The sequence below is a fragment of the Rhodanobacter sp. FW106-HT46G03 genome, assembly GCF_058789895.1.
In genome coordinates this window covers 1,488,953-1,511,764 of the sequence record NZ_JBYTCC010000001.1, presented here as the reverse complement: position 1 = coordinate 1,511,764, position 22,812 = coordinate 1,488,953, and the positions used below count along the sequence as shown (strand labels likewise).

The 22,812-nt window shown below is 65.3% G+C and carries 17 protein-coding genes and 2 tRNA genes; 10 read left to right on the top strand and 9 right to left on the bottom strand.

The window, feature by feature from the left end; all coding sequences use genetic code 11:
- Positions 1-39 precede the first annotated feature (39 nt).
- Both AC3WP6_RS06400 and AC3WP6_RS06395 read left to right on the top strand, forming a co-directional pair.
- On the top strand, positions 40-1,593 hold the full coding sequence (locus AC3WP6_RS06400; protein ID WP_492626955.1) for an aldehyde dehydrogenase family protein: 1,554 nt from the start codon (positions 40-42) through the stop codon (positions 1,591-1,593).
- On the top strand, positions 1,590-2,708 hold the full coding sequence (locus AC3WP6_RS06395) for a hypothetical protein (RefSeq protein ID WP_492626954.1): 1,119 nt from the start codon (positions 1,590-1,592) through the stop codon (positions 2,706-2,708). Before AC3WP6_RS06400 ends, AC3WP6_RS06395 begins: the two co-directional genes overlap by 4 nt.
- Positions 2,709-2,986: 278 nt before the next feature.
- On the opposite strand, the gene AC3WP6_RS06390 is transcribed toward AC3WP6_RS06395, so the two are convergent.
- Both AC3WP6_RS06390 and uvrB read right to left on the bottom strand, forming a co-directional pair.
- Positions 2,987-3,061: transfer RNA gene (locus AC3WP6_RS06390), tRNA-Val, on the bottom strand.
- 73 nt (positions 3,062-3,134) lie between these two features.
- Positions 3,135-5,153: an excinuclease ABC subunit UvrB gene (gene uvrB / locus AC3WP6_RS06385; RefSeq protein WP_492626953.1), complete on the bottom strand. Its 2,019-nt coding sequence runs from the start codon at positions 5,151-5,153 to the stop codon at positions 3,135-3,137.
- A gap of 152 nt (positions 5,154-5,305) precedes the next feature.
- Between uvrB and AC3WP6_RS06380 the strand changes: the two genes are divergently transcribed.
- A complete protein-coding gene (locus tag AC3WP6_RS06380; protein WP_492626952.1) occupies positions 5,306-5,863 on the top strand; it encodes a GspH/FimT family pseudopilin in 558 nt (185 codons plus the stop codon).
- A gap of 45 nt (positions 5,864-5,908) precedes the next feature.
- Here AC3WP6_RS06380 and AC3WP6_RS06375 read toward each other — a convergent pair.
- From AC3WP6_RS06375 to grxD, 7 genes are all read right to left on the bottom strand, one after another.
- Positions 5,909-5,985: transfer RNA gene (locus AC3WP6_RS06375), tRNA-Asn, on the bottom strand.
- Between the two features lie 36 nt (positions 5,986-6,021).
- Positions 6,022-7,422, bottom strand: coding sequence for a nucleotide 5'-monophosphate nucleosidase PpnN (gene ppnN / locus AC3WP6_RS06370; RefSeq protein WP_492626951.1), 1,401 nt, complete (start codon positions 7,420-7,422; stop codon positions 6,022-6,024).
- 144 nt (positions 7,423-7,566) lie between these two features.
- Entirely contained in the window at positions 7,567-10,926 is a 3,360-nt protein-coding gene (locus tag AC3WP6_RS06365) for a TonB-dependent receptor (protein WP_492626950.1), read from the bottom strand.
- 253 nt (positions 10,927-11,179) lie between these two features.
- On the bottom strand, positions 11,180-12,892 hold the full coding sequence (olsF, locus tag AC3WP6_RS06360) for a bifunctional ornithine lipid synthase OlsF (protein WP_492626949.1): 1,713 nt from the start codon (positions 12,890-12,892) through the stop codon (positions 11,180-11,182).
- An 81-nt stretch (positions 12,893-12,973) separates the two neighbouring features.
- Positions 12,974-13,573 carry a MarC family protein gene (locus tag AC3WP6_RS06355; protein ID WP_492626948.1) on the bottom strand — a complete coding sequence of 200 codons (600 nt, stop codon included), beginning with the start codon at positions 13,571-13,573 and terminating at the stop codon, positions 12,974-12,976.
- 52 nt (positions 13,574-13,625) lie between these two features.
- Positions 13,626-14,396: an SDR family NAD(P)-dependent oxidoreductase gene (locus tag AC3WP6_RS06350; RefSeq protein ID WP_492626947.1), complete on the bottom strand. Its 771-nt coding sequence runs from the start codon at positions 14,394-14,396 to the stop codon at positions 13,626-13,628.
- Positions 14,393-14,719, bottom strand: coding sequence for a Grx4 family monothiol glutaredoxin (grxD, locus tag AC3WP6_RS06345; protein WP_492626946.1), 327 nt, complete (start codon positions 14,717-14,719; stop codon positions 14,393-14,395). Before grxD ends, AC3WP6_RS06350 begins: the two co-directional genes overlap by 4 nt.
- A 109-nt stretch (positions 14,720-14,828) precedes the next feature.
- Here grxD and AC3WP6_RS06340 point away from each other — a divergent pair, with 109 nt between their 5' ends.
- From AC3WP6_RS06340 to bamA, 7 genes are all read left to right on the top strand, one after another.
- Positions 14,829-15,407, top strand: a complete 579-nt coding sequence (locus AC3WP6_RS06340) for a superoxide dismutase (RefSeq protein WP_492626945.1) — start codon at positions 14,829-14,831, stop codon at positions 15,405-15,407.
- A gap of 125 nt (positions 15,408-15,532) precedes the next feature.
- The gene (gene pyrH / locus AC3WP6_RS06335; RefSeq protein ID WP_492626944.1) at positions 15,533-16,252 is read left to right on the top strand and encodes a UMP kinase; all 720 of its coding nucleotides are present in this window, start codon (positions 15,533-15,535) and stop codon (positions 16,250-16,252) included.
- Positions 16,253-16,319: 67 nt separating this feature from the next.
- Positions 16,320-16,877, top strand: a complete 558-nt coding sequence (frr, locus tag AC3WP6_RS06330) for a ribosome recycling factor (RefSeq protein WP_492626943.1) — start codon at positions 16,320-16,322, stop codon at positions 16,875-16,877.
- Positions 16,878-17,079: 202 nt separating this feature from the next.
- Complete coding sequence (gene uppS, locus AC3WP6_RS06325; RefSeq protein WP_492626942.1) at positions 17,080-17,820, top strand: polyprenyl diphosphate synthase; 741 nt, start codon at positions 17,080-17,082, stop codon at positions 17,818-17,820.
- Positions 17,821-17,822: 2 nt separating this feature from the next.
- Complete coding sequence (locus AC3WP6_RS06320; protein WP_492626941.1) at positions 17,823-18,638, top strand: phosphatidate cytidylyltransferase; 816 nt, start codon at positions 17,823-17,825, stop codon at positions 18,636-18,638.
- A gap of 193 nt (positions 18,639-18,831) precedes the next feature.
- Positions 18,832-20,178 (top strand): RIP metalloprotease RseP, encoded by a 1,347-nt coding sequence (gene rseP, locus AC3WP6_RS06315; protein ID WP_492626940.1) that lies wholly within the window; start codon positions 18,832-18,834, stop codon positions 20,176-20,178.
- 183 nt (positions 20,179-20,361) lie between these two features.
- Positions 20,362-22,788 (top strand): outer membrane protein assembly factor BamA, encoded by a 2,427-nt coding sequence (gene bamA, locus AC3WP6_RS06310; RefSeq protein WP_492626939.1) that lies wholly within the window; start codon positions 20,362-20,364, stop codon positions 22,786-22,788.
- The last annotated feature ends 24 nt before the right edge of the window (positions 22,789-22,812 follow it).

Below are 22,812 nucleotides of genomic sequence, written 5' to 3'. Positions count from 1 at the left end.
GGGTCCGTCACTTTTTTGCAGGAATGAATGGAGACGAAAATGAACGCTGTCGTCCATGCCGCCAACCACGGCCGTGGCCTGCCGCCGTCGCGGCGTGATCTCGGGTTCTACATCGATGGCGCGCTGTCCGCCGCCGGCCATCGCGAAACCATGGATCGGGTGGCGCCGGGCTATGGCCAGGTCGTTTCGCGCGTCACGCTGTGCACCGCCGAGGACGTCGACCGCGCGGTGATTGCGGCGCGTAGTGCCTTCGTGCGCGGCGAGTGGTCGCGCCGCAGCGGGCGCGAGCGCAGTGCGGTACTGAACCGCGCGGCGGCGTTGATCCGCGAGCGGCGCGAAGAACTGGCCTATTGGGAAACCCTGGAAAGCGGCAAGCCGATCAGCCAGTCGCTGGCCGAGATGGGCGGTGCCGCAAACGAATTCGAACAGGGTGCGGCTGCCGCGCGCACGCTGCACGGCGACACCTTCAACAACCTCGGCGACGACCTGCTCGGCGTCGTGCTGCGCGAACCGATCGGTGTCGTCGCGTTGGTCACGCCGTGGAATTTCCCGCTGATCGTGCTGGCCGAACGGCTGCCCTACATCCTCGCCTCCGGCAACTCGGTGGTGGTGAAACCGAGCGAGTTCACATCGGCCACCACGCTGATGATGGCGGACCTGCTGGCCGAGGCCGGGCTGCCGCGCGGCGTCTACAACGTGGTGACCGGGCTCGGGCCGGGCGTGGGCGAAGCGCTGTCCGCGCATCCCGACATCGACATGATCTCGTTCACCGGCTCGCAGCGCGCGGGCCAGTCGGTGATGACGCTCGCGACCGGCAACTTCAAGAAGGTCAGCCTGGAGATGGGCGGCAAGAACCCGCAGATCGTGTTCGCCGATGCCGACCTGGACGACGCGGCCGATGGCGTGGCCTTCGGGCTTTGCTACAACGCGGGCCAGTGCTGCGTATCCGGCAGTCGCCTGATCGTGGAAGCCAGTGTGGCGGAGGATTTCCAGGCGCGCCTCGTCGACAAGTTGCAGCACGTGCGCACCGGCGAGTGCCTCGATCCCGAGGTGCAGCTGGGAGCGATCTTCACGCCCGCGCACCGCGACAAGATCATGGGCTACATCGGTGCGGGCACCAAGGCCGGCGCGACGCTGGCCCTGGGCGGCGAGCTGATCCGGATTTCCAAGGGCGACTACATCGCGCCAACCCTGCTGACCCACACCACCAACCACATGGACGTGGTGCGCAACGAAGTGTTCGGGCCGGTGCTGTGCCAGATGACCTTCCATGGCGAAGCGGAGGCGCGAGAGCTCGCCAACGACTCGCCGTATGGCTTGGCTGCCAGCATCTGGACCAAGGACATCGACAAGGCGCTGCGGCTGATGCGCACGGTCAACGGCGGGCGCATGTGGATCAACACCACCATCAGCGGCGGGCCGGAACTGCCCAAGGGCGGCATGAAGCAATCGGGAATCGGCCGCGAGGGCGGACTCATGGGCGTCGAGGAGTACACCGAGGTCAAGGCGGCGCACATTGCGATCGGCAAGCGGCGCCCGTGGGTGCAGGCCGCTGCGCCGGCACCTTTGCCGCCACGCGGGACGGCGCCGTGACGTCTTCCACCTGGCTGGATGCCTCCATCGCGCGCGCCGTGGCCGGCACCAGCCGCCTGGCGGCGGCGGCCCGGGACTTTCCGCACATCGTCGACCACGGGACGTGGCAATTCACGCCCGATGGCGTGTGGACCGGCGGGTTCTGGGCGGGCTGCCTGTGGCTTGCGGCGCAGCATGGTGGCCCGGCAACGTTGCGTGTGCAGGCCATCGCGGCAACCGAACGGCTGCTGCCGCATGTGCACGCCGCGCGCAACCACGACCTCGGCTTCATGTTCTATCCCTCCGCGGTGGCAGCGTGGCGCGCGACCGATGACGGGCGCTATCTGGAAGCCGCCAAGACCGCCGCCAGGTCGCTGGCCGCGCAGTTCGACGCCCATGCCGGCTACATCCCGGGCTGGGGCTTTTTCGGTGGCGAGGACTGGCGCGGTTCGGTGCTGGTCGACACCCTGATGAACCTGCCGTTGCTGGTGCTGGCCGCGCGCCATGGTGGTGACGCCGGCTTGCTGAAGGTGGTCCGCGCGCAGGTGGCAACCACGCTGGGACACCACTTGCGCGCCGACGGTTCGGTCTATCACGTGTATCGGTTCGATCCCGCGACCGGTGCCGCGCTGGGCGGCGCGACCTACCAGGGACTCGCCGCAGACAGCGCGTGGAGCCGCGGCCAGGCGTGGGCGATCACCGGGCTGGCGATCCTCGCGGGCATGCTGGGCGATGGCACGTATCGCGCCGCCAGCGCGCGCGTGGCCGATTATTTCGTCGCGCACCTGCCCGCCGACGGCGTGCCGCCGTGGGATTTCAAGGCGCCGGCCGGCGCCCCCAAGGACGCATCGGCGGGGGCGATCGCAGCCTACGGCATGCTCCGCCTGCACGAGCTGACCCATGAGCAGCGCTGGCTCGGTGCCGCGCTGCGTCTGGTGCGTGCACTGCACGACAGCTGCGAGAACCAAGGTGATGATCCCGGCCTGCTGCTGCATGCCACCGCCGACCTGCCACACGGCCTGGGCGTCGACGGCACCACGATGTACGGCGACTACTACTGGTTCAAGACCCTGGTCCGCCTGCGTCAGGTGCTTACCACGCGCCATCTGGATGCATCGCTGGACGTACCGGCGTGAGCGCGGCGGCGCCTCGTGTCGGTCCGGCCGGCACGTGCACAAAAACACCCGCAATGCGGCAGGTGCGACCGGGAATCACAATCCCTGACCACCATCCACTCGTTCATCGGGATGGACTGTCCAGATAAACGGGACCGCACCAGACACACTTTGGTGCCAGAGCCGGCGCGGTTTGCCAATCGGTCAGCACCACAGCGCACCGTGCACCCCATCCGCGGGCATGATGCAAATGCAAAACGGCCGCGAGATGATCGCGGCCGTTTTGCGTTCGCCGAGTGTGGTGGGCGGTACAAGGATCGAACTTGTGACCCCTTCCATGTCAAGGAAGTGCTCTACCGCTGAGCTAACCGCCCGCATTGCGCGCCGGAAGGCGGCGCGAGCCGCGCAGTATAAGGGACGTGTTGGTGCACGACAAGCGCAGCGGTTTCAGCGCAAAACATGTTCCCGCAGCTCGTGGATCTGGTCGCGCAGGCGGGCGGCCTGCTCGAATTCGAGATCCTGCGCGTGCTTGTACATCTGCGCTTCCAGCTTGCGGATGGCGGCGGCGGCCTTAGCCGGGTCCATTGGCGCATAGTCCGCGGCTTCCTCGGCCACCGCGTGCTGCTTGCCCCGCGTGCCGCGCCCGCGGGTCGGCGCGGCGCTGCGTGCACCTTCCATGATGTCGGCAATGCGCCGCTGCACGGTCTTCGGAGTGATGCCGTGCTCGGTGTTGAACGCCAGCTGCTTCTCGCGGCGGCGCGCGGTTTCGTCCATCGCGGCTTTCATCGACGGCGTGACCTCGTCCGCATACAGGATTGCCTTGCCGCGCACATTGCGCGCGGCGCGGCCGATAGTCTGGATCAGCGAGCCGGTGGAACGCAGGAAGCCTTCCTTGTCGGCGTCGAGCACCGCCACCAGCGACACCTCCGGCATGTCCAGCCCTTCGCGCAACAGGTTGATGCCCACCAGCACGTCGAACTCGCCCAGGCGCAGGTCGCGGATGATTTCCGCGCGCTCGACGGTGTCGATGTCCGAGTGCAGGTAGCGCACCTTCACGTCGTGCTCGCCGAGGTATTCGGTGAGGTTCTCGGCCATGCGCTTGGTCAGCGTGGTGACCAGCACGCGGTCGCCCATCGCCGTGCGCTTGTGCGCCTCGCTGAGCAGGTCGTCGACCTGGGTGCGCACCGGGCGCACTTCCACCTCGGGATCGAGCAGGCCGGTCGGACGCACCACCAGCTCGGCCACCGCCTTGCCGGATTTTTTCAGCTCGTAATCGCGCGGCGTGGCAGAGACGAAGATCGTGCGTGGCACGCGCGCCTCCCATTCCTCGAAGCGCAACGGGCGGTTGTCCAGCGCCGACGGCAGGCGGAAGCCGAATTCCACCAGCGTCTCCTTGCGCGAACGGTCGCCTTTGTACATGGCGCCGAGCTGCGGCACGGTCACGTGGGATTCGTCGATCACCAGGAGGCCGTCAGCCGGCAGGTAATCGAACAGCGTCGGTGGCGGCTCGCCCGGTGCGCGCCGGGTGAGATGGCGCGAGTAGTTCTCGATGCCCTGGCAGTAGCCGACCTCGGCCATCATCTCGAGGTCGAAACGGGTGCGCTGCTCCAGCCGCTGCGCTTCGAGCAGGCGGTTGTCCTTGTAGAGCTGTTCGAGCCGCTGGCTGAGTTCGACCTTGATCGTCTCGATCGCGTTCAGCACGCTCTGCCGGGTGGAGGCGTAGTGGGTGCGGGGGTACACCACGTAACGCGGCACGCGGCGCAGCGTTTCGCCGGTCAGCGGGTCGAACAACGAAAGGTTTTCCACGTCGCCGTCGAACAGCTCGATGCGCAGCGCCTCGGTTTCCGATTCCGCCGGAAACACGTCGATGATTTCCCCGTGCGCGCGATAGGTGCCACGCCGCAGCTCCATGTCGTTGCGGGTGTACTGCAGCTCGGTCAACTGGTGGATCAGCTTGCGCTGATCCATGTGCTCGCCGCGCGCGAGGATCAGCCGCAGGCTGAGGTAATCCTCGGGGTTGCCGAGGCCGTAGATCGCCGACACCGAGGCAACGATGATCGCGTCGGGGCGCGACAGCAGGGCCTTGGTCGCGGCCAGCCGCATCTGCTCAATGTGCTCGTTGATCGAGGAATCCTTCTCGATGTAGGTGTCGGACGCCACCACGTAGGCTTCCGGCTGGTAGTAGTCGTAATAGCTGACGAAGTATTCGACCGCGTTGTGCGGAAAGAAGCTCTTGAACTCGCCGTAGAGCTGCCCAGCCAGTGTCTTGTTCGGCGCCAGCACGATGGTGGGCCGCTGCACACGCTCGATCACGCTGGCAATGGTGAAAGTCTTGCCCGAGCCGGTGACGCCCAACAGCGTCTGCGCCGCAAGCCCGGCATCGAAGTTCTCCGCAAGCTGGCGGATGGCCCCTGGCTGATCGCCAGCCGGCTGGTACGGCGCAACGAGTTGGAATTGATCGGTCATGGCGCACGATATGCGGGCAACAACCGGCATCTTAAATCGTCTGCCCCGACGTGCCCGCCGGCAGAAGTCCGACGCCCATCGCCGACGCGCGCCCCATGGCGGGCGACCGCGCCTTGCCTAGGCTGGCCATCCCTCCCTGCCACGAGCCAGCCATGTCATGGGATTCGCCGTCGCTGCGCCTGCAGCGGCACGCCGGGATCACGCTGATTGAGCAGATCCTCGTCATTGCCATCGTCGCGGTGCTTGCCGCCATTGCCATGCCGGCACTGGGCACGCTGTTGCGCCGCAACCAGGTGCAGACCGCGCAATGGGATTTCATCGCCGCGCTGCAACACGCGCGCGGCATGGCGGTGACCACCGGACGCACCACCCACTTCTGCCCCAGCAGCGACGGGCAGCAATGCGCCGGCGCGCCGCGCTGGGAAAGCGGCTGGCTGATCGGCCACGCAGCACGCAGTCGCGGCGAGCGGGATCCGGCGCCAACCCTCGTCCGCACCGGCTACACCGGCATCACCATCCTCGGCGATACCGGACGCAAGCTCACGCGTTTCCATCCCGACGGCATGGCCATCGGCTCGACCAACACCTGGCGCTTCTGCCCCGTCGGACACCCCGATGGCGCGCTGGTCGTGGTGGTCTCCAACACCGGGCGCGTGCGCGGTGCGCCAGCCACCGCCGAACAAGCCGCACGCTGCGCGGCCGAGCACTGACGGCGGACAAAAAAAGACCGGCATCGCTGCCGGCCTTCTTGTGTATGGCGCCCGAAGTTGGACTCGAACCAACGACCCCCTGATTAACAGTCAAGTGCTCTAACCAGCTGAGCTATTCGGGCAGGAGCCGCGTAGTGTGTCGACCACGCGGCGGGCTGTCAAGCCGTGACGATACGATAGCACGGCACATATTCGGTGCCGCCGGGCAGCTTCATGCGGTGTTGGACCACGAAGCCCTGCAACAGCTTGTCCAGCGCCTGCATGATGTCGCGGTCGCCGTCGATGTCGAACGGGCCGTCTTGCTCAATGGCACGCACGCCCTCCTCCTTGACGTTGCCGGCGACGATGCCGGAAAACGCGCGGCGCAGGTCGGCCGCCAGCTCGTGCAACGGGCGGCCATGGTGCAATTGCAGCGCGCGCATGGCCTCATGGGTCGGGTGGAACGGCAACTGGAACTCCGGCGAGACGTGCAGTGCCCAGTTGAAGAAGAACGCGTCCTTGGTATCCAGCCGGTTGTTGCGTACCTTGTCGATGCCCTTGGCCATGGCGCGTGCGACCGCGGAGGGGTCGTCCACGATGACCCGGTAGCGCTGCGCCGCCGTGTCGCCGAGCGCCAGCCGCAGAAAGTGGTCGATCTGCTCGAAGTACGCCGCCGACTCGGCCGGCCCGGTGAGGATCAGCGGAAACGGAATCGCCGCGTTGTCCGGGTGCAGCAGGATGCCGAGCAAGTAGAGGATTTCCTCCGCCGTACCGACGCCGCCCGGAAACACGATGATCCCGTGCCCCATGCGCACGAACGCTTCGAGCCGCTTCTCGATGTCCGGCATGATGACGAGCTGGTTGACGATCGGGTTCGGCGACTCGGCGGCAATGATGCCGGGCTCGGTGATGCCGATATAGCGGTTGTTGCGCCGGCGCTGCTTGGCGTGTGCGATGGTGGCGCCTTTCATCGGCCCCTTCATGGCGCCGGGGCCGCAGCCGGTGCAGATGTCCAGTCCGCGCAGGCCGAGCTGGTAGCCCACCGCCTTGGTGTAGTCGTACTCCCCGCGCGAGATCGAGTGCCCGCCCCAGCACACCACCAGGTTGGGGTCGATGTGCGGTTTCAGGATGCGCGCATTGCGCAGGATCTCGAACACCGACTGGGTCATCGCCTCGGAGGGGTCGAGGTCGGCGCACAGCAGCGCCATCTGAGTCGCCACGTAGACGATGTCACGGATTACCGCCACCAACAGCTCGTTGATGCCACGGATGATCTGGCCATCGACGAACGCCTGCGCCGGCGCGTTGGTCAGCTCGATCTTGATGCCGCGATCCTGCTGCAGCACCTGGATGTCGAAATCGGGATAGCTTTCGAGGATCGCGCGCGGATCGTCGCTGATGGTGCCCGAGGTGAGCACCGCCAGCGCGCAGCGGCGCAGCAGCGCATGCATGCCCGAATCACTCGCGCCGCGCAGCCGGCTCACTTCCTGGCGCGACAACACGTCGAGCCCTCCAGCCGGTGAAATGCGCGCGCTGACGGTGGTCTTGCGGCTGGCCAAGCCGGCGCTTTCGTCTCTCATCAAAATCTCCGTGCCACTGTCCCGCAGGCGTATGCCGACGCGGATGCGACGGTCTCGAAGCTTCCGGCCTGCACGCCGTTGCGGTCAAGAAAAAAAGCGCCGGCGCCCTTGCGGACGCCGGCGAAAAACGCGTGTTGCGGCAGGTCAGAACTTGTAGCGCAGGGTCAGCAGCACCGACCAGCGCTGGGCGAGGTCGTCGTTGTTGTTGATGTACACCGGAATCGCCTGCGGGCTGTAGTGGCCGTTCTGGATGTAGTTGCTGCAGCTCTTCGCGCCGCCGCAATCGATGTTGTAAATGTATTTGCCGGTAGCCTGATCGACACCGTAGAAATCAGCCAAAGCGCGGCCGCCGGGAAAGCCCACGCGCTTCTCGACGCCCCAGTGCTTGTTGAGCAGGTTGCCGAAGTTGTAGATGTCGAGCCGCACCACGCCCTTGTTGCCGGCGAAGATGCCCGGAATCTCCTGGCTGAAGCTCAGATCCAGCTGATTGATCCAGCCGGCACGGGCGCCGTTGCGCCGGGCAATATCGCCCGCATGGTCACGCAGGTATTCGTTACCCTGGATATAGCTGTAGAACTGATCAATCAACGCCTGACTGGTGCCCGGACGAAACTCCACCTGCCCCGGCCTGGGGATGAATGCCAGGTCGTTCGTGAAGCTGTCGCCGTTGGCGTCGTTACCGAACACCCAGCTGTATGGCGAGGCCGAATGGCTGTCGAAGAACGCGCTGGCCGTCGTCGCGTAGTTGCCAAAGAAGTTGTGCTGCCAGGTCAGCGACGCGATGAACCGCCAGGGGATCGAATAGTTCGACGTGCTGGCGACGTTCTCGCTCGGGTTGGTCAGGTAGTTGTAGCGGTAGTTGGATAACGCCACGCTGGAGGTGCCGGGGCTGACCTCGGTCGAGCGCCCCCAGGTCAGGCCGGTCATCGCCGTCCAGCCGTCAGCAAACGGTTTCTTGAGCGACAACGTCAGGCTGTCCGCCTTGCCCTTGCTGCTGTTGGCAAGATTGATGTTGGCGCTGGAGAACGCACGATTGGAATTTGCAAGCGTTGAATTGGAAAGCGCCTTGCCGTTGCTGCCGACAACCAGCCCCAATGCGCTCTGGTCGAGCAACAGCGGTCCGCTGTTTTTGTCCTTGTAGAACGTCAAACGGCCGTCCGGCAGTGCGCCGGTGGGTGCACCGGTGTTGAGGTTCTGGAACCAGATGGCGTCGCGCTGCTTGATGTGCTGGTAATCCACGGTGGCGATCAGGCCCCACCACGGCAGCTCCTTGTCGAAGCCCAGGCTGAACTTCCAGGCACTAGGGATGCGGAAACCCGGCGATACCGTGTTGACGGTCATCTGACCGCCAGCGCCGCCATCGAGCTGATGGCCCGGATCCGGGCTAAACGGCGGCAATACTGCCGACGGCCACTCGGCCCGGCATGGCGCAGCCCCGCCCGGGCCGCAGTTGTACTGTGTCTGGGTCATGCCCGAGTTGGAGAAGATGTTGCCCAGCCACACGCCCGGCGGGTTGGAGATGAACAGGCCGGCACCACCGCGCAACTGCGTCATCAGCCCGGTGTCGAACGCATAGTTGAACGACATGCGCGGCTGCACCACGCGGTTGCCGTTGATCGTGGTCTGGTTGCTGCGGCCGAACACGCCGGCATACTTCGCGTTGTAGAGCGGGCGATCGGTCATCAGCGGAATATCGACGCGCACGCCGTATTGCACCGACAGGTTGTTGTTGACCTGCCAGGTATCCTGCAGGAATACGCCCCACTGGTTCAGGTTGTACGCCGCGGCGGTATCGGCGAGCGACAGCCCATCAGCCGGGCGGTTGTAGCGGTATTGGTAGTAAAGGCCGTTGAGGAAGTTGTCCAGGCCGGTAGCAACAACCTTGTTGCTCTTGTCCCGGGTTTCCTCGAACACGTAGCTGCCGAACAGGTTCTGCAGGAACAGGTTGTAATACTCGCCACGCTCGAAATCGATGCCGCCCTTGATCGTGTGGTCGCCCGCGAACAAGGTGCCAGCCCACGCGGCGTTCCAGGTTTTCACCTTGAGCACGTTGGCCTGGCTCGAATACTCGGTGCCGAACTCCACGTTCGGGCCGCCATACGCCACCGGATACACTGTCACGTCAGGCATCGACACGCCGTTGTACGGGCCGCGGTGCTGATCGAAGTTGCGATAGGAGACGGTGGTGTCGGTCGAAAACATGTCCGACCAGTCGTCGTAGAAGTGCAGCGCGTAGCTCTTGTTGTCGACCTTGGTGGTGTACCAGGCACTGGACAGCCGCAGATTGGTCGGACTGCCGGTGATGATCGGCTTGGTTTCCTTGGTTTCGCTGTAGGTAAAGCTGGCGCGGTGGTTGTTGCTGATGTTCCAGTCGAGCTTGGCGAGATAGCGCTTGTCGAGCAGGTTGGCGTTGCCGCCGCCAACACTGCCGAGGTTGGTCATGCCGTACTTCTGCGCGGCAATGTCGCGAATCTGGTCGACCTGGGCGCTGGTCAGCCCGATCACCGGTGCACCGGCGCCGGAATCCTCCGGGCCATACGGGCTGCCGGCAGCGATCTGGGTGCTCTTTTCCAGCGAAGCGAAGAAGAACAGCTTGTCCTTGATGATCGGCCCGCCGAGCGTGGCGCCGCCGGTCCACTGGCGCGAGAAGCCCTTGTAGCTGGCCCCCTGCAGGTTGTCGCCAATCATGTCGTCGTTCTGGAACGAGTAGTACACCGAGCCGTGGAACTGATTGGTGCCGCTCTTGGTGACGGCGTTGACGTTGGCGCCGAGGCCGCGACGGATGGCCACGTCGTAGTTGACGGTGGAAATGTTGTACTCGGCGATGGTGTCCATCGAGATCGGCGTACCCAACGTGGGCAGGCCGTTCGCGTTCAAGCCGAACGGATCGTTCGCGCTCATCGAGTCGACGGTGATGTTGTTGTAGCGGCTGTTCTGACCCACGGCCGAGATTTCACCGCGCTCGCGGTCGGTGATGACCACCCGGGGATCCATGCGCACGATGTTCTGGATCGAGCGGTCGGGCGCCGGCACCGCATCCAGTTCGCGCTGCGAGATGTTGGTGGAGATGCCCTTGTTGTCGGCGGTGAAGGTCTGCGCCAGGGCGGTGGCGGAAACCGTGACCGCCCCGAGATCCTTCGCCTCCTTGGTCGAGGCGCCGCCCACGGTGAGGTTCACCGCGGTGTCCTGCGCCAATTGCAGGTACACGTTCTTTTGCTCAACCTGCGGCATGCCCGCCTTGGACACCGTCACGTCGAACGGGCCGCCCACGCGCAGGCCCTGCGCGGCGTAGCGGCCATCGGCGCCGGTGGTGGCAATCTTGGTGGTGCCCGACGGCTCATGCACGATCTGTACGGTGGCGCCGGCAACTGGCTGGCCACTGGCATCGAGCACACGGCCGCTGATCGAGGACGAGGTGTCCTGGGCCAGCGCCGGCACGGCGACCGTGGCCAACAGGGTGGCAATCGCCAACGGCAGGACGCCGACGCGAATTCGATTGTTCATGGGTGTTTCCCTCAAGTTCGCAACGAAATTTCTCGCGGACGAAACCCGGTAGTCCGTCTCCCGGCATGCCGGGCCAACGAGCACGTGGTTTCCCCTGAAACGTGTGGACGGGGTACGACGGTGGCGGGACCAGCCCGCCTGCCAACCAATTGTTAAGAGGACTTTAACGATACTATATGACAGTCCCGCGACGCCTTCACAAATCTCTTGCGAAATCTCATGCGGAACGCAATTTCACACCGTCATCCGTCACTCAATCCGCACCACCGCCGAGGTAGCGGGCACGCTTGGACGGCTTCAGCTGGGCCACGTCCAGCATCACCAGACCGTCCACACAGCCAGAAAAGCCGGGATCCTCGCCGAAATCCAGGAAATGCACGCCGGCGGGACCGACCAGCCCCACGTACTGGCGATACAGCACCGGCAGGCTCACCCCCAGCGCGTCGAGCCGGCTGTCCAGCCGTTCCAGGCCCGCGTCCGCAGCCAGATCACCGAGCACCGCGCACACGTCTGCGGTAATGCCAGCGGATACCTGGAACGGCTGCCTCGCCGTTGCCAGGCCCGGTGCGCCGAAATAGTGACGATGCGCCGCCACGATCCACTCGCGTGCCTCATGCGGCAGGCGTGCGGACAGGCTCACCGGGCCGAACAGGTAGCGCAGTTCGGCATGCCGCTGCAGGTACTGGCCGATGCCGCGCCACAACTGGTCCAACGCGCGCGAGCGCCAGTACGCCGGCGCAATGAAGCTGCGGCCCAGTTCCAGCCCCTGCGCGAGCCGCGATTCCAGCGCCGGCGAATACTGGAACAGGCTGGCGCTGTACAGGCCCGGCAGGCCATGCGCGGCAAGCAGCTGGCCACCGTGTCCCAGCCGGTAGCCGCCCACGATGCGCCAGGCCTGCGGATCCCACAGCAGCAGGTGCTGGTAATGCGTGTCGTAGGCGTCGAGGTCGCGCCGCTGCCCGGTGCCCTCGCCCACCATCCGGAAAGCCAGTTCGCGCAGGCGGCCCAGCTCGCGTTGCAGTGCGCCGTCGACCAGGCCATCGAGCAGCCAGGCCTGCTTGCCGTCGCGGAAATCGCATAGCTTCTCACCCCGCCGCAGGTCGGCGGCCACCAATTCGGCCGGCTCGGGCAGTGCCAGCGGTGCCTGACCGCCGAAGATCAGGCCGCGACGGCGCGCCACGCGGTAGACATGCCGGCGCATCAGCTTCGCGATCCGTTGCGGCGATCCGCTGCCGTGCCGCGCCAGTTCCTCGCTGTCGACCAGGGCACCGATGCTCAGGCCGATGCGCCGGCCGGACGCGACCGCCTCGCGCGGCAGCATCGCGGTCGCCAGCGGACGCGCCAGCATCGACATGCCGTAGAACGCCGCCGAATTGCGCGCGGCAATGTGCACCGGCAGCACCGGCGCACGATGGCGCAGCGCGAGACGCGCGAAGCCGTCCAACCAGCGCCCATCACGCACGCCCACCGGCCCCAGCCGCGACACCTCGCCGGCCGGAAACAGGATCAGCGCCTCGCCGCGATCCAGTGCGCGACACACCTCGCGCAGGTGCGAGCGGGCACCACCGCCAAACACGTCCACCGGCAACAACAGGCTGCTCAGCTGCGGCACCGCCGCCAGCCAGTCGTTGCCGAGCACGCGCACGTCGCGGCGCACCGACCCCACCAGCTGCAGCAGCGCCAGCGCGTCGGCCATGCCCAGCGGATGGTTCGCCACCACCAGCAGCGGGCCGTCCACCGGAATGTGCTCGCGCTCACGCGGATCCAGCTGGCAGCGCAGGCCTAGCAGGTCCAGCGCGCGTTCGACAAAATCCAGCCCCGCGGTTGCGCCGAGGCGCTCCAGGACATGGTTGAAGCCGCGCTGGTCGGCCAGCCCGGCCAGCAGTTCCGCCAGCGGACGGCGCACGGACGGGCGCCGCGCCAGCCAGGGCAAGCGCTCCATCAGGTTCTGTTCGATGCTGAGCATGACCGTCTCCACGCCGGGTTTTCCCCATCGTGGCGGGCAATCATGACAAGGCGATTATGTCGCCGCGGGCTTTGGCGCGGCTCAGGCGTGCAGGTGCAGAAACGCGGCCAGGCCGCCCATGAACATTTGCACGGACATCGCGATCAGTACCATGCCCATCACCCGTTCCAGCGCGGTGAGCACGCTCTCGCCCAGCCAGCGGAACAAGTAGGTGGAGCTGAGCAGGATGATCGACGTCGCCAGCCACGCCAGCAACAACGCCGTGGCCCAATCGGTCATGCGCCCCGGCTGCGTGTTGGTGAGCAGCAGCAACGCGGCCATCGCCGAGGGTCCGGCCACGCCGGGGATCGCCATCGGCACGATGAACGGTTCGCCGGTGGTGGTGTTGCCGAAGATGCCACTGCCATCGGACGGTGGAAACACCATGCGGATGCCGATCAGGAACAGCACGATGCCGCCGGCAACGCTGATCGACTCCTGCTTGAGCTGCAGCAGATGCAGCAGGTATTGCCCGCCCATCAGGAAACCGAGCAGCACGCCGAGCGCGATCAGCAGCTCACGCACCATCACGCGCGTGCGCCGCTTTGGCGGCACCGCTTTCAGCAGACTCAGGAACAGGGGAATGTTGCCCAGCGGATCCATGATGAGAAACAACATGATTCCCGCGGACAGCGGCGTCATTTGCGCTTCCATCAGGCGCCCTCACCGAACACGCGTTGCGGGTTGCGCAAGCTCATGGCACCGCCCGCAGATCGAGCAAATGCCCGCGCACCGGTGCCCCGGCGGCGCTCAGCAGCCACACGATGGCGTCCGCAGTGGCATCCGGCAGCGGCAGCAGCATGGTGTTTTCGCCGTAATACGCCGCGCGGCGCAGGGCGGTACGCATCGGTGCCGGCAACACGGCATGCACGCGCAACGGACTCTCGTCGGTTTCCTCATGCAGGATCGAAGCCAGTCGTTCGAGCGCGCCCTTGGATGCGCCATACGCACCCCAGTGCGCACGCCCCATGCGCTCCGGATCGTCCAGCACGAACACCACGGCACTGTCCGCGGCTGCTTGCAGCAACGGCATGCACGCCTGGGTGAGCGCGAAGGGTGCGTTGACGTTGACGTGCATGACGCGCAGCCAATCGTCCGGCCGATGGAACGCCAACGGCGTCAGACCACTGAAGCTGGCCGCGCCATGCACCACGCCATCGAGTCGTCCGAAGTCATGGCGCAGGCCATCGGCAAGCGAGGCGTACTCGCGCGGCGTCGCCGACTCCATGTCGAGCGGATGGATCACCGGCTCGGGCAAGCCCTCCGCGCGCATCGCGTCGTAGAGCTTTTCCAGCAGGCGCTTGCGCTTGCCGGTCATGACCACGGTGGCGCCGGCGCGCGCGGCCGCCCGGGCCACCGCACTGCCCAGCCCGCCATAGGCGCCGGTAACCAGCACCACGCGATCCGCCAGCGCTGCCGGGGCCGGCGCAAACCCGGCCGGCAACCGCATGATGGGGAGACTCATGCCTGCGGCGCCACGGAAACCTCGCTGGCCATGCGCGCCAACTCGCCGGAGGCCTTGAGATCGACCACCACGTCGCAGCCGCCGACGAACTCGCCCTGGATGAAAAGCTGCGGGAACGTCGGCCAGTTGGCAAAGTGCGGCAACGCCGCGCGGATCTCCGGATCGGCCTGCACGTTGACCGCGTGGAAAACGGCGCCCGCATCATGCAGCGCCTGCGCCGCACGGCTGGAAAACTCGCACATCGGGTACGCGGGCGTGCCCTTCATGAACAACACGATCGGGTGCGCGGCGAGCACCGACTTGATCCGCTCGGTTACATCCATAGGGAAAGATTTCATCTTTACAATGCAGGCAGTTCGGTATTGTATCAGTCGGTCTGCGGTGCCCACACGCCGCGCTCCCTTTCCTCCAGCCAAACCCAAGGAGCCACTCATGGCGATCGAACTTCCCCCGCTGCCCTACGACAAAAGCGCTTTGGCGCCGCACATTTCGCAGGAAACGCTGGAGTACCACTACGGCAAGCATCATCAGGGCTACGTGACCAAGCTCAACGCCGCGATCGAAGGCACCGAGTTTGCCAACGCCAAACTCGAAGACATCGTGCGCAAGGCCACTGGCGGCTTGTTCAACAACGCCGCACAAACCTGGAACCACACGTTCTACTGGAACTCGCTGAGCCCGAAGGGCGGCCACGCGCCGACCGGCAAGGTTGCCGACGCGATCACCAAGTCGTTCGGCTCGTTCGACAAGTTCAAGGACGAGTTCACCAAGTCGGCCAGCGGCAACTTCGGTTCCGGCTGGACGTGGCTGGTGCAGCGTCCGAACGGCACGCTCGCGGTGGTCAACACCTCGAATGCGGCCACGCCGATCACCGGCAGCGACAAACCGCTGCTCACCGTCGACGTGTGGGAACACGCGTATTACATCGACTACCGCAACGCGCGCCCGAAGTATCTCGAGGCGTTCTGGGCGCTGGTGAACTGGGAGTTCGCGGCCAAGAACCTCGCCTGATTCCCGCTGTGGCAAAACCCGGGCGGAGCCATCGCGGCTCCGCCTTTTTCGTGCCCGCACGCTCCCTCGACACGCTGCGCACGGCTACAATGCGGCAGTTTTGTGACCCACAATCCGGAGTTCTCATGAGCGACCAGCCCAAGTACCGCCGCATTCTGCTCAAGCTCTCCGGTGAAGCGCTGATGGGCGAAGCCGATTACGGCATTGACCCGAAGGTGATTGGCCGCCTGGCCGACGAGATCATCGAGGTACGCCGGACCGGCGTCGAAGTGGGCGTGGTGATCGGCGGCGGCAACATCTTTCGCGGCGAAGGGTTGGCTGCGGCCGGCATGGATCGCGTCACCGGCGACCATATGGGCATGCTCGCCACGGTCATGAACGCGCTGGCCATGGCCGACGCGATCGAGAAACGCGGCGGCTATGCACGCGTGATGAGCGCAATCCAGATCCACGACGTGGCCGAGGATTACATCCGCCGTCGTGCGATCCGCCACATCGAGAAGGGCCGCATCGCGTTGTTCGCCGCCGGCACCGGCAACCCGTTTTTCACCACGGATTCGGCCGCGGCGCTGCGCGCGGTCGAAATCGGCGCCGACCTGCTGCTCAAGGCGACCAAGGTTGATGGCGTGTACACCGCCGATCCGGCCACCCATCCCGAGGCCACGCGCTACGACCACCTCACGTATGACGAGGTGATCCACCGCAATCTGAAGGTGATGGACACCGCGGCCATTGCCCTGTGCCGCGACCACAACGTGGCGTTGCGCATCTACGACATGACGGTGCCCGGCAACCTCATGCGCATCATGCATGGCGAAGCCATCGGCACCCTCGTACACGGCTGATCCGGCCTCGGGGCGTGGCCCGACACTGGTATACTCGTCGGCTTGCCAGTTTGATCGGGAACCGTCCATGATCCACGACATCAAGACCGATGCCCAGACGCGCATGGGCAAAAGCATCGATGCCCTCCGCCAGGAGCTGACCCGCCTGCGCACCGGTCGCGCCAGCACCGCGCTGGTGGACAACGTCAAGGTGCCGGCCTACGGCACGGAGATGCCGCTGAACCAGGTGGCTTCGGTGGCGCTTGGCGATGCACGGTCAATCATCATCACCCCGTTCGACAAGGGGTTGGTCGCGGCGGTGGAAAAAGCCTTGATGGCTTCCGACATCGGCGTCACGCCGACCACTGCCGGCACCGTGATCCGCCTCAACATGCCGCCGCTCACCGAGGAACGTCGCCGCGAGCTGGCCAAGCATGTGGGCCATGAGGGCGAAAACGCGAAGGTCGCCATCCGCAACGTACGCCGCGACGCGATCCAGCGGGTGAAGGACCTGCTCAAGGACAAGGCCATCAGCGAGGACGACGAACGCCAGGCTGGCGACGAGATCCAAAAGCTTACCGACCGTTTCGTGAAGGATGTAGACGGGGTCGTCAAGGCCAAGGAAGACGAATTGATGTCCGTGTGACCGCGCTGTCACACCGCCGTGTGCAGCCGAGCCGGGCACGGCACACCGTCAGGCATCCTCCCTCGCCGCCGCGGGAGAGTCGGCAACCGGAGAGGGGTATCTTGCACATAATCCACGACAACGTCGGCGTTGTTCCGCTGCAAGGCGGGCTGGCGCGCCGCGCGCCACCGCACCAACGTTCTTCATCCCGTCGCCTCGCCGCATGAACTCAAAGCCGCCCGTACCCCGCCACATCGCCATCGTGATGGACGGCAACGGCCGCTGGGCAAAGGCACGCCATCGACCCCGCAGCTTCGGCCACGACGCCGGGCGCAAGGCCGTGCGCGAAGTGGTCGAAGGCTGCCTGCGCCATGGCGTCGAGGCGCTGACGCTGTTCGCGTTTTCCAGCGAAAACTGGCAACGTCCACAGGCCGAGGTTGGCGCGCTGATGACGCTGTTCCTGCGCGCCTTGGACAAGGAAACCGACGAGCTGCATGCACAGGGCGTGCGCCTGCGTTTCATCGGCGACCTCGATCGTTTCGAAGCGCCACTGCGCGAGCGGATGCTGGCCGCCATGCAGCGCACGGCGGGCAACCACAAACTGCAGCTCAATATTGCCGTGAACTACGGTGGCCGCTGGGACATTGTGCAAGCCGCGCGCCAGGCCGCACAGGCCATCGCCCGTGGTGAACTGCGTGCCGAGGATATGGACGAGGCCACGCTCGGCCGCTTCATCAGCCTCGGCGACCTGCCGCCACTCGACCTTTTCATCCGCACCGGCGGCGAGTACCGGCTCAGCAATTTTCTGTTGTGGCAGGCGGCCTATGCCGAGCTGCATTTCACCGATACGCTGTGGCCGGATTTCGACCAGACCTGCCTGCGGCGCGCCATCGACGATTTCGGCCACCGTGAACGTCGCTACGGTCGCACCGGCGAACAGATCGCCACCGGCCATCAGGGGTAAGCATGCTGCTACAGCGCGTTCTCACGGCCCTGCTGCTGGCGCCGCTGGCCATTGCGATCATTTTGCTGCCGACCACGCCGTGGTTTGCCGCGATCTGCGCCGCCGTGTTCGTCGCCGCCCTGGAGGAATGGCTGCGCCTCGCCGGGGTGCGTGGCAGGTGGTCCCGCCTGGCATGGCTGGGGATTGCCGCCGCACTGTACGGCCTGCTGTGGTCCACACACACCGGCATGGTCGGCACCGCCGTGATCACGCTCGGTATCGGCTGGTGGCTGCTGGCTTTCGCCTGGCTGCGGCACTTTGCGTTCGCAGCGGCCCCCACCACCGAGAACCGGCGGTTGAAACTTCTTGCTGGCCTGTGCGTGACGCTGCCGGCGTGGCTAGCCTTGATCGCCCTGCACGGCCACGAACCACACGGCCCCTGGTGGACGCTGCTGGCACTGATCATCGTGTGGGCCGCCGACATCGGCGCGTACTTCAGCGGACGCGCTTTTGGCAAGCGCAAGCTCGCCCCGCAGATCAGCCCCGGCAAGACCCGCGCCGGGGCCTATGGTGCGGTGGTGGCCGGCCTGCTGGTGTGCCTGGTTGGCGGCAGCCTGCTCGGCGTGCACGGCGCGGCGCTGATTGGCCTGGGCCTGCTCGGCGTCGTCACCGTGATCGCCTCGATCATCGGCGACCTGCTTGAAAGCCTGATGAAGCGGCACGCCGGGGTGAAGGATTCCGGCAGCATCTTTCCCGGCCACGGTGGTCTGCTCGATCGGCTGGACAGCGTGTTCGCCGCACTGCCGGTGTTTGCGCTGGGGCTGAGGTGGATTCTGTAAGCACCGGGATTCGGGAAAGCCCGTTACCTTGTGCTGAGGGCAACGCGGTATGGCGCGCCCACTGCCGCGGGTGCGCGGAACTGGCTGGGCGGTTTGTGGTCAATAGCGCGCGTCGTGCCGCGCTGTTGCGCGCATCGTTGCGCAACCGGGCTTGCTGATATTCTGTCCCTCTTGATTCGGGCTGTGTGGCTTGATGAATTCCTTCTTTGGCTCGTTGTTCTGGTTGCTGGTCACGCTCGGCGTGCTGGTGACCTTTCATGAGTTCGGCCATTTCTGGGTCGCGCGCCGATTGGGCGTGCGGGTGTTGCGCTTCTCGGTGGGGTTCGGCAAGGCGGTGTGGAAACACGTCAGCCGCGACGGGGTCGAGTACCAGATCGCGGCGATCCCGCTTGGCGGCTACGTGAAAATGCTGGACGCGCGCGAAGGCGTGGTGCCGCCGCAGCTGCGCGATCAGGAGTTCACCGTGCAGCCGGTGTGGAAGCGCATCCTGATCGTGCTGGCTGGCCCCGGTTTCAACCTGATCTTTACCGTGGCGGCGCTGTGGCTGATGTTCGTGATCGGGCGCCCGGACGTGGCGCCGATCGTGACCGCGCAGCCGCAGAGCATGGCGGCCGTGGCCGGGGTCCAGTCGGGCGACCGCATCGTGCGCATCGGCGGCCGTGAGGTCGACACCTGGAGCGATTCGCTCGACGCGCTGGCCAATGCCCTGCTCGGCCGCACCCCGCTGCCACTCACCGTGCGCCGGCCGGATGGCATCCAGCACCAGCTGCGCCTGCCGCTGAACGAGCTGCCACCGGGCCAGACGGTCGATCGTTACCTCACCACGCTGGGCCTGACACTGGCCCCGCCCCCGGCCATCGTGGCCACCGTGCTGCCCGGGCAGCCGGCGGCCCTGGGCGGTATGCAGGGTGGCGACCGCATCCTCGCGATCAACGGCAAGCCAGTAAGCGATTTCGATGCGTTGGGCAAACTGCTGCAGACGCAGGCAGCGATCTCGCCGAAACTCACGCTGGCAATCGAACGCCATGGCAAGCCGCTGACGCTGGCGGTCACTGCCCGCCACGAGGCATTGCAAGGCCAGCCTGCGCACTGGGTGATCGGGGTTGGCGCCGCACCACTGGAAACCGCCACCCTGCGCTACGGCGCCGCGCGCGCACTGACCGCATCGCTGCACGACACCTGGCGCAACACCGTGCAGACCTTTGCCATGGTCGGCAAAATGGTCGGCGGCGAGGCCTCCACCAAGAACCTGTCCAGCGTGATCGGCATCGCGCAGATGGCCAACGCCAGCGCACACATGGGGCTGGCTTGGTTCCTGCAGTTCCTCGCCATGGTGTCGCTCAGCCTCGCGGTGCTGAACCTTCTCCCCATTCCGGTTTTGGACGGCGGGCACCTGCTGTATTACCTTATCGAACTCTTGAAGGGCAGCCCGTTGAGCGATCAGGCCATGGCAATCGGCCAATACATCGGACTGGTTTTGCTGTTCAGCCTGATGGGATTGGTGTTCTACAACGATATCCACCGCCTGCTGCTGTCGTGACGGCATGATCCGCATCCATCGCGTATCGATGCCTTCTCCGTTCGGGTCCGGCGCGCCAATGCGCGACGGGCTGCTGTACCCGGCGCCTGTCGGCGCCAACCGTTCCTCGCGGCGCGGAATCTTTCTGTCGCGTGTTCCGGTCAAGCCTTGGGCCTGACCGGCATTCATTTATCGGAATCGACGATGAAGCGTATCGCCGCCCTCATCTTGCTTGCCTCCCTTTCTGCCAATGCCTTCGCATTCGACCCGTTCACGATCTCGGACATCCGCATCGACGGGCTGTCGCGCATCTCGGCCGGCACGGTGTTCAACTACCTGCCGGTCAACCGCGGCGACCGGATGACCGACGCCACGGCGCAACGCGCGATCCGTGCGCTGTACCAGACCAAGTTCTTCAGCGACGTGGAGCTCGAGCGCGACGGCAGCATCCTCGTCATCAAGGTGACGGAGCGGCCGTCGATCGCCAAGCTCACCATCCGCGGCAACAAGGACATCAAGACCGAGGATCTGAAGAAGGGCCTGAAATCGATCGGCCTGGACGAAGGCGAGACCTTCGACCGCCTGGCGCTGGACAACGTGCAGCAGGAGCTGATCCACCAGTACTACAACCGCGGCAAGTACAGCGTGTCGGTGATCCCGCACGTGGTTCGCCTGGACCGCAACCGGGTGGCGATCGACATCGAGATCCGCGAAGGCAAGGTAGCGAAGATCCAGGAGATCAATATCGTCGGGAACCACGCCTACACCGACCGACAGATCCGCGACACCTTCGAACTGGGCACGCCGAACTGGATGTCGTGGTACTCCAAGAACGACCAGTATTCGCGCGAAAAGCTCTCCGGGGATCTGGAAAAACTGCAGTCGTACTACATGGACCGCGGCTACGCCGATTTCGGCGTCGATTCGACCCAGGTCACGATTGCGCCGAACAAGCAGTCGATGTACATCGCTGCCGACATCAAGGAAGGCGAGATCTACAAGGTCGCAGATGTCAAGCTGCTGGGTACGCTGGTACTGCCGGAAAAGACCCTGCGCCAACTGGTGTTCATCAAGCCCGGCGAGGTGTTCAACCGCGGTGCGATCGAGAACAGCACCAAGGCGATCAAGGCGATGCTGGCCAACATCGGCTATGCCTACGCCAAGGTTACGCCCTATCCCAAGCTCGACAAGGAAAAGCGCACCGTCGATCTCACGCTGTACATCGAACCGGGCCAGCGCGTGTACGTGCGCCGGGTGATCTTCGAAGGCAACACGCTCACCGAAGACAACGTGCTGCGGCGCGAAATGCGCCAGCTCGAGGGCTCGTGGTACTCGCAGGCCATGCTCGACCGCTCGAAGATCCGTCTGCAGCAGCTTGGCTACTTCAAGAAGGTCGACATCGACAAGAAGAAGGTGCCCGGCTCGGACGACCAGGTGGATGTGACCGTCAAGGTCGAAGAGCAGTCCGCCGGCAGCCTGCAGTTCGGCATCGGCTACTCGCAATACTCGGGCATGATCCTGTCCGCCTCGGTGTCGCAACGCAACCTGTTCGGCACCGGTGACAGCGTATCGGTGAGCGGCGAGCGCAGCAGTTATTACACCCGCTTCAACGTCAACTACTACAACCCGTATCTCACCGACAACGGCGTCGGCATCGGCTACAACGCCACCTACTCGAAGACCGACTTCGGCAACGTCAACAACAGCCAGTTCGCCAACTACTCGACCAGCCAGAAGGCGTTCTCCACCTACCTTGGCTTCCCGATCACCGATTTCCAGAGCGTGCGCGCCGGCCTCGGCCTGTCCAGCAACAAGATCAACTCCATCCCCGGGCTTACCCCGCAGCCGCTGATCGACTACCAGAACGAGATCGGCAACATGACGGTGCACTCGCTCACCGGCACGCTGGGTTGGAATCTCGACACCCGCAACGGCTTCTGGGCGCCGACCCGCGGCGGCGTACTTTCGCTCAACTCCGAGGTTGCCCTGCCCGGTTCGACCGTGAAGTACTGGAAAATCACCGGCGAGGCCAACCATTACTGGCCGATCGGCCACGGCTTCGTGCTGTATCTCGACGGCCAGGTCGGCTACGGCGAGTCCTATGGCCAGAACGGCATCAGCGACGCCGAGTTCAAGAAACTGAAGGATGCCTACGCGGCCAACGGCCAGACATTGACCGACATGCGCAACGACTTCCCATTCTGGCAAAACTTCTACTCCGGCGGCGTACGCGACGTGCGCGGCTTCCAGGACAACACGCTCGGTCCGCGCCTGTGCGCCGGCACCGGTGCGCCCGCATCCAACGGCATCTGCAACGGCAGCTATTACAGCTACGCGCAGCCGGTGGGCGGTGCGTTCAAAGTGCTCGGCACCGCCGAGCTCTATCTGCCGTTGCCGTTCCTGAAGGACATCAACACGGCGCGTGTGTCGTGGTTCGTCGACACCGGCAACGCCTATGCAAGCTGGCAGGATTTCAGCGCAAAGACCCTGCGCGCCTCCACCGGCATCTCCCTGCATTGGCAGTCGCCAATGGGGCCGATGATCATCAACTTCGCCGTGCCATTCCGCACGCAGAAGGACGACGGCCATTACGAAGAGCGCATCCAGTTCACCTTCGGCTCGATGTTCTAGGCCGAAAACGGTACGCAAGCCCCC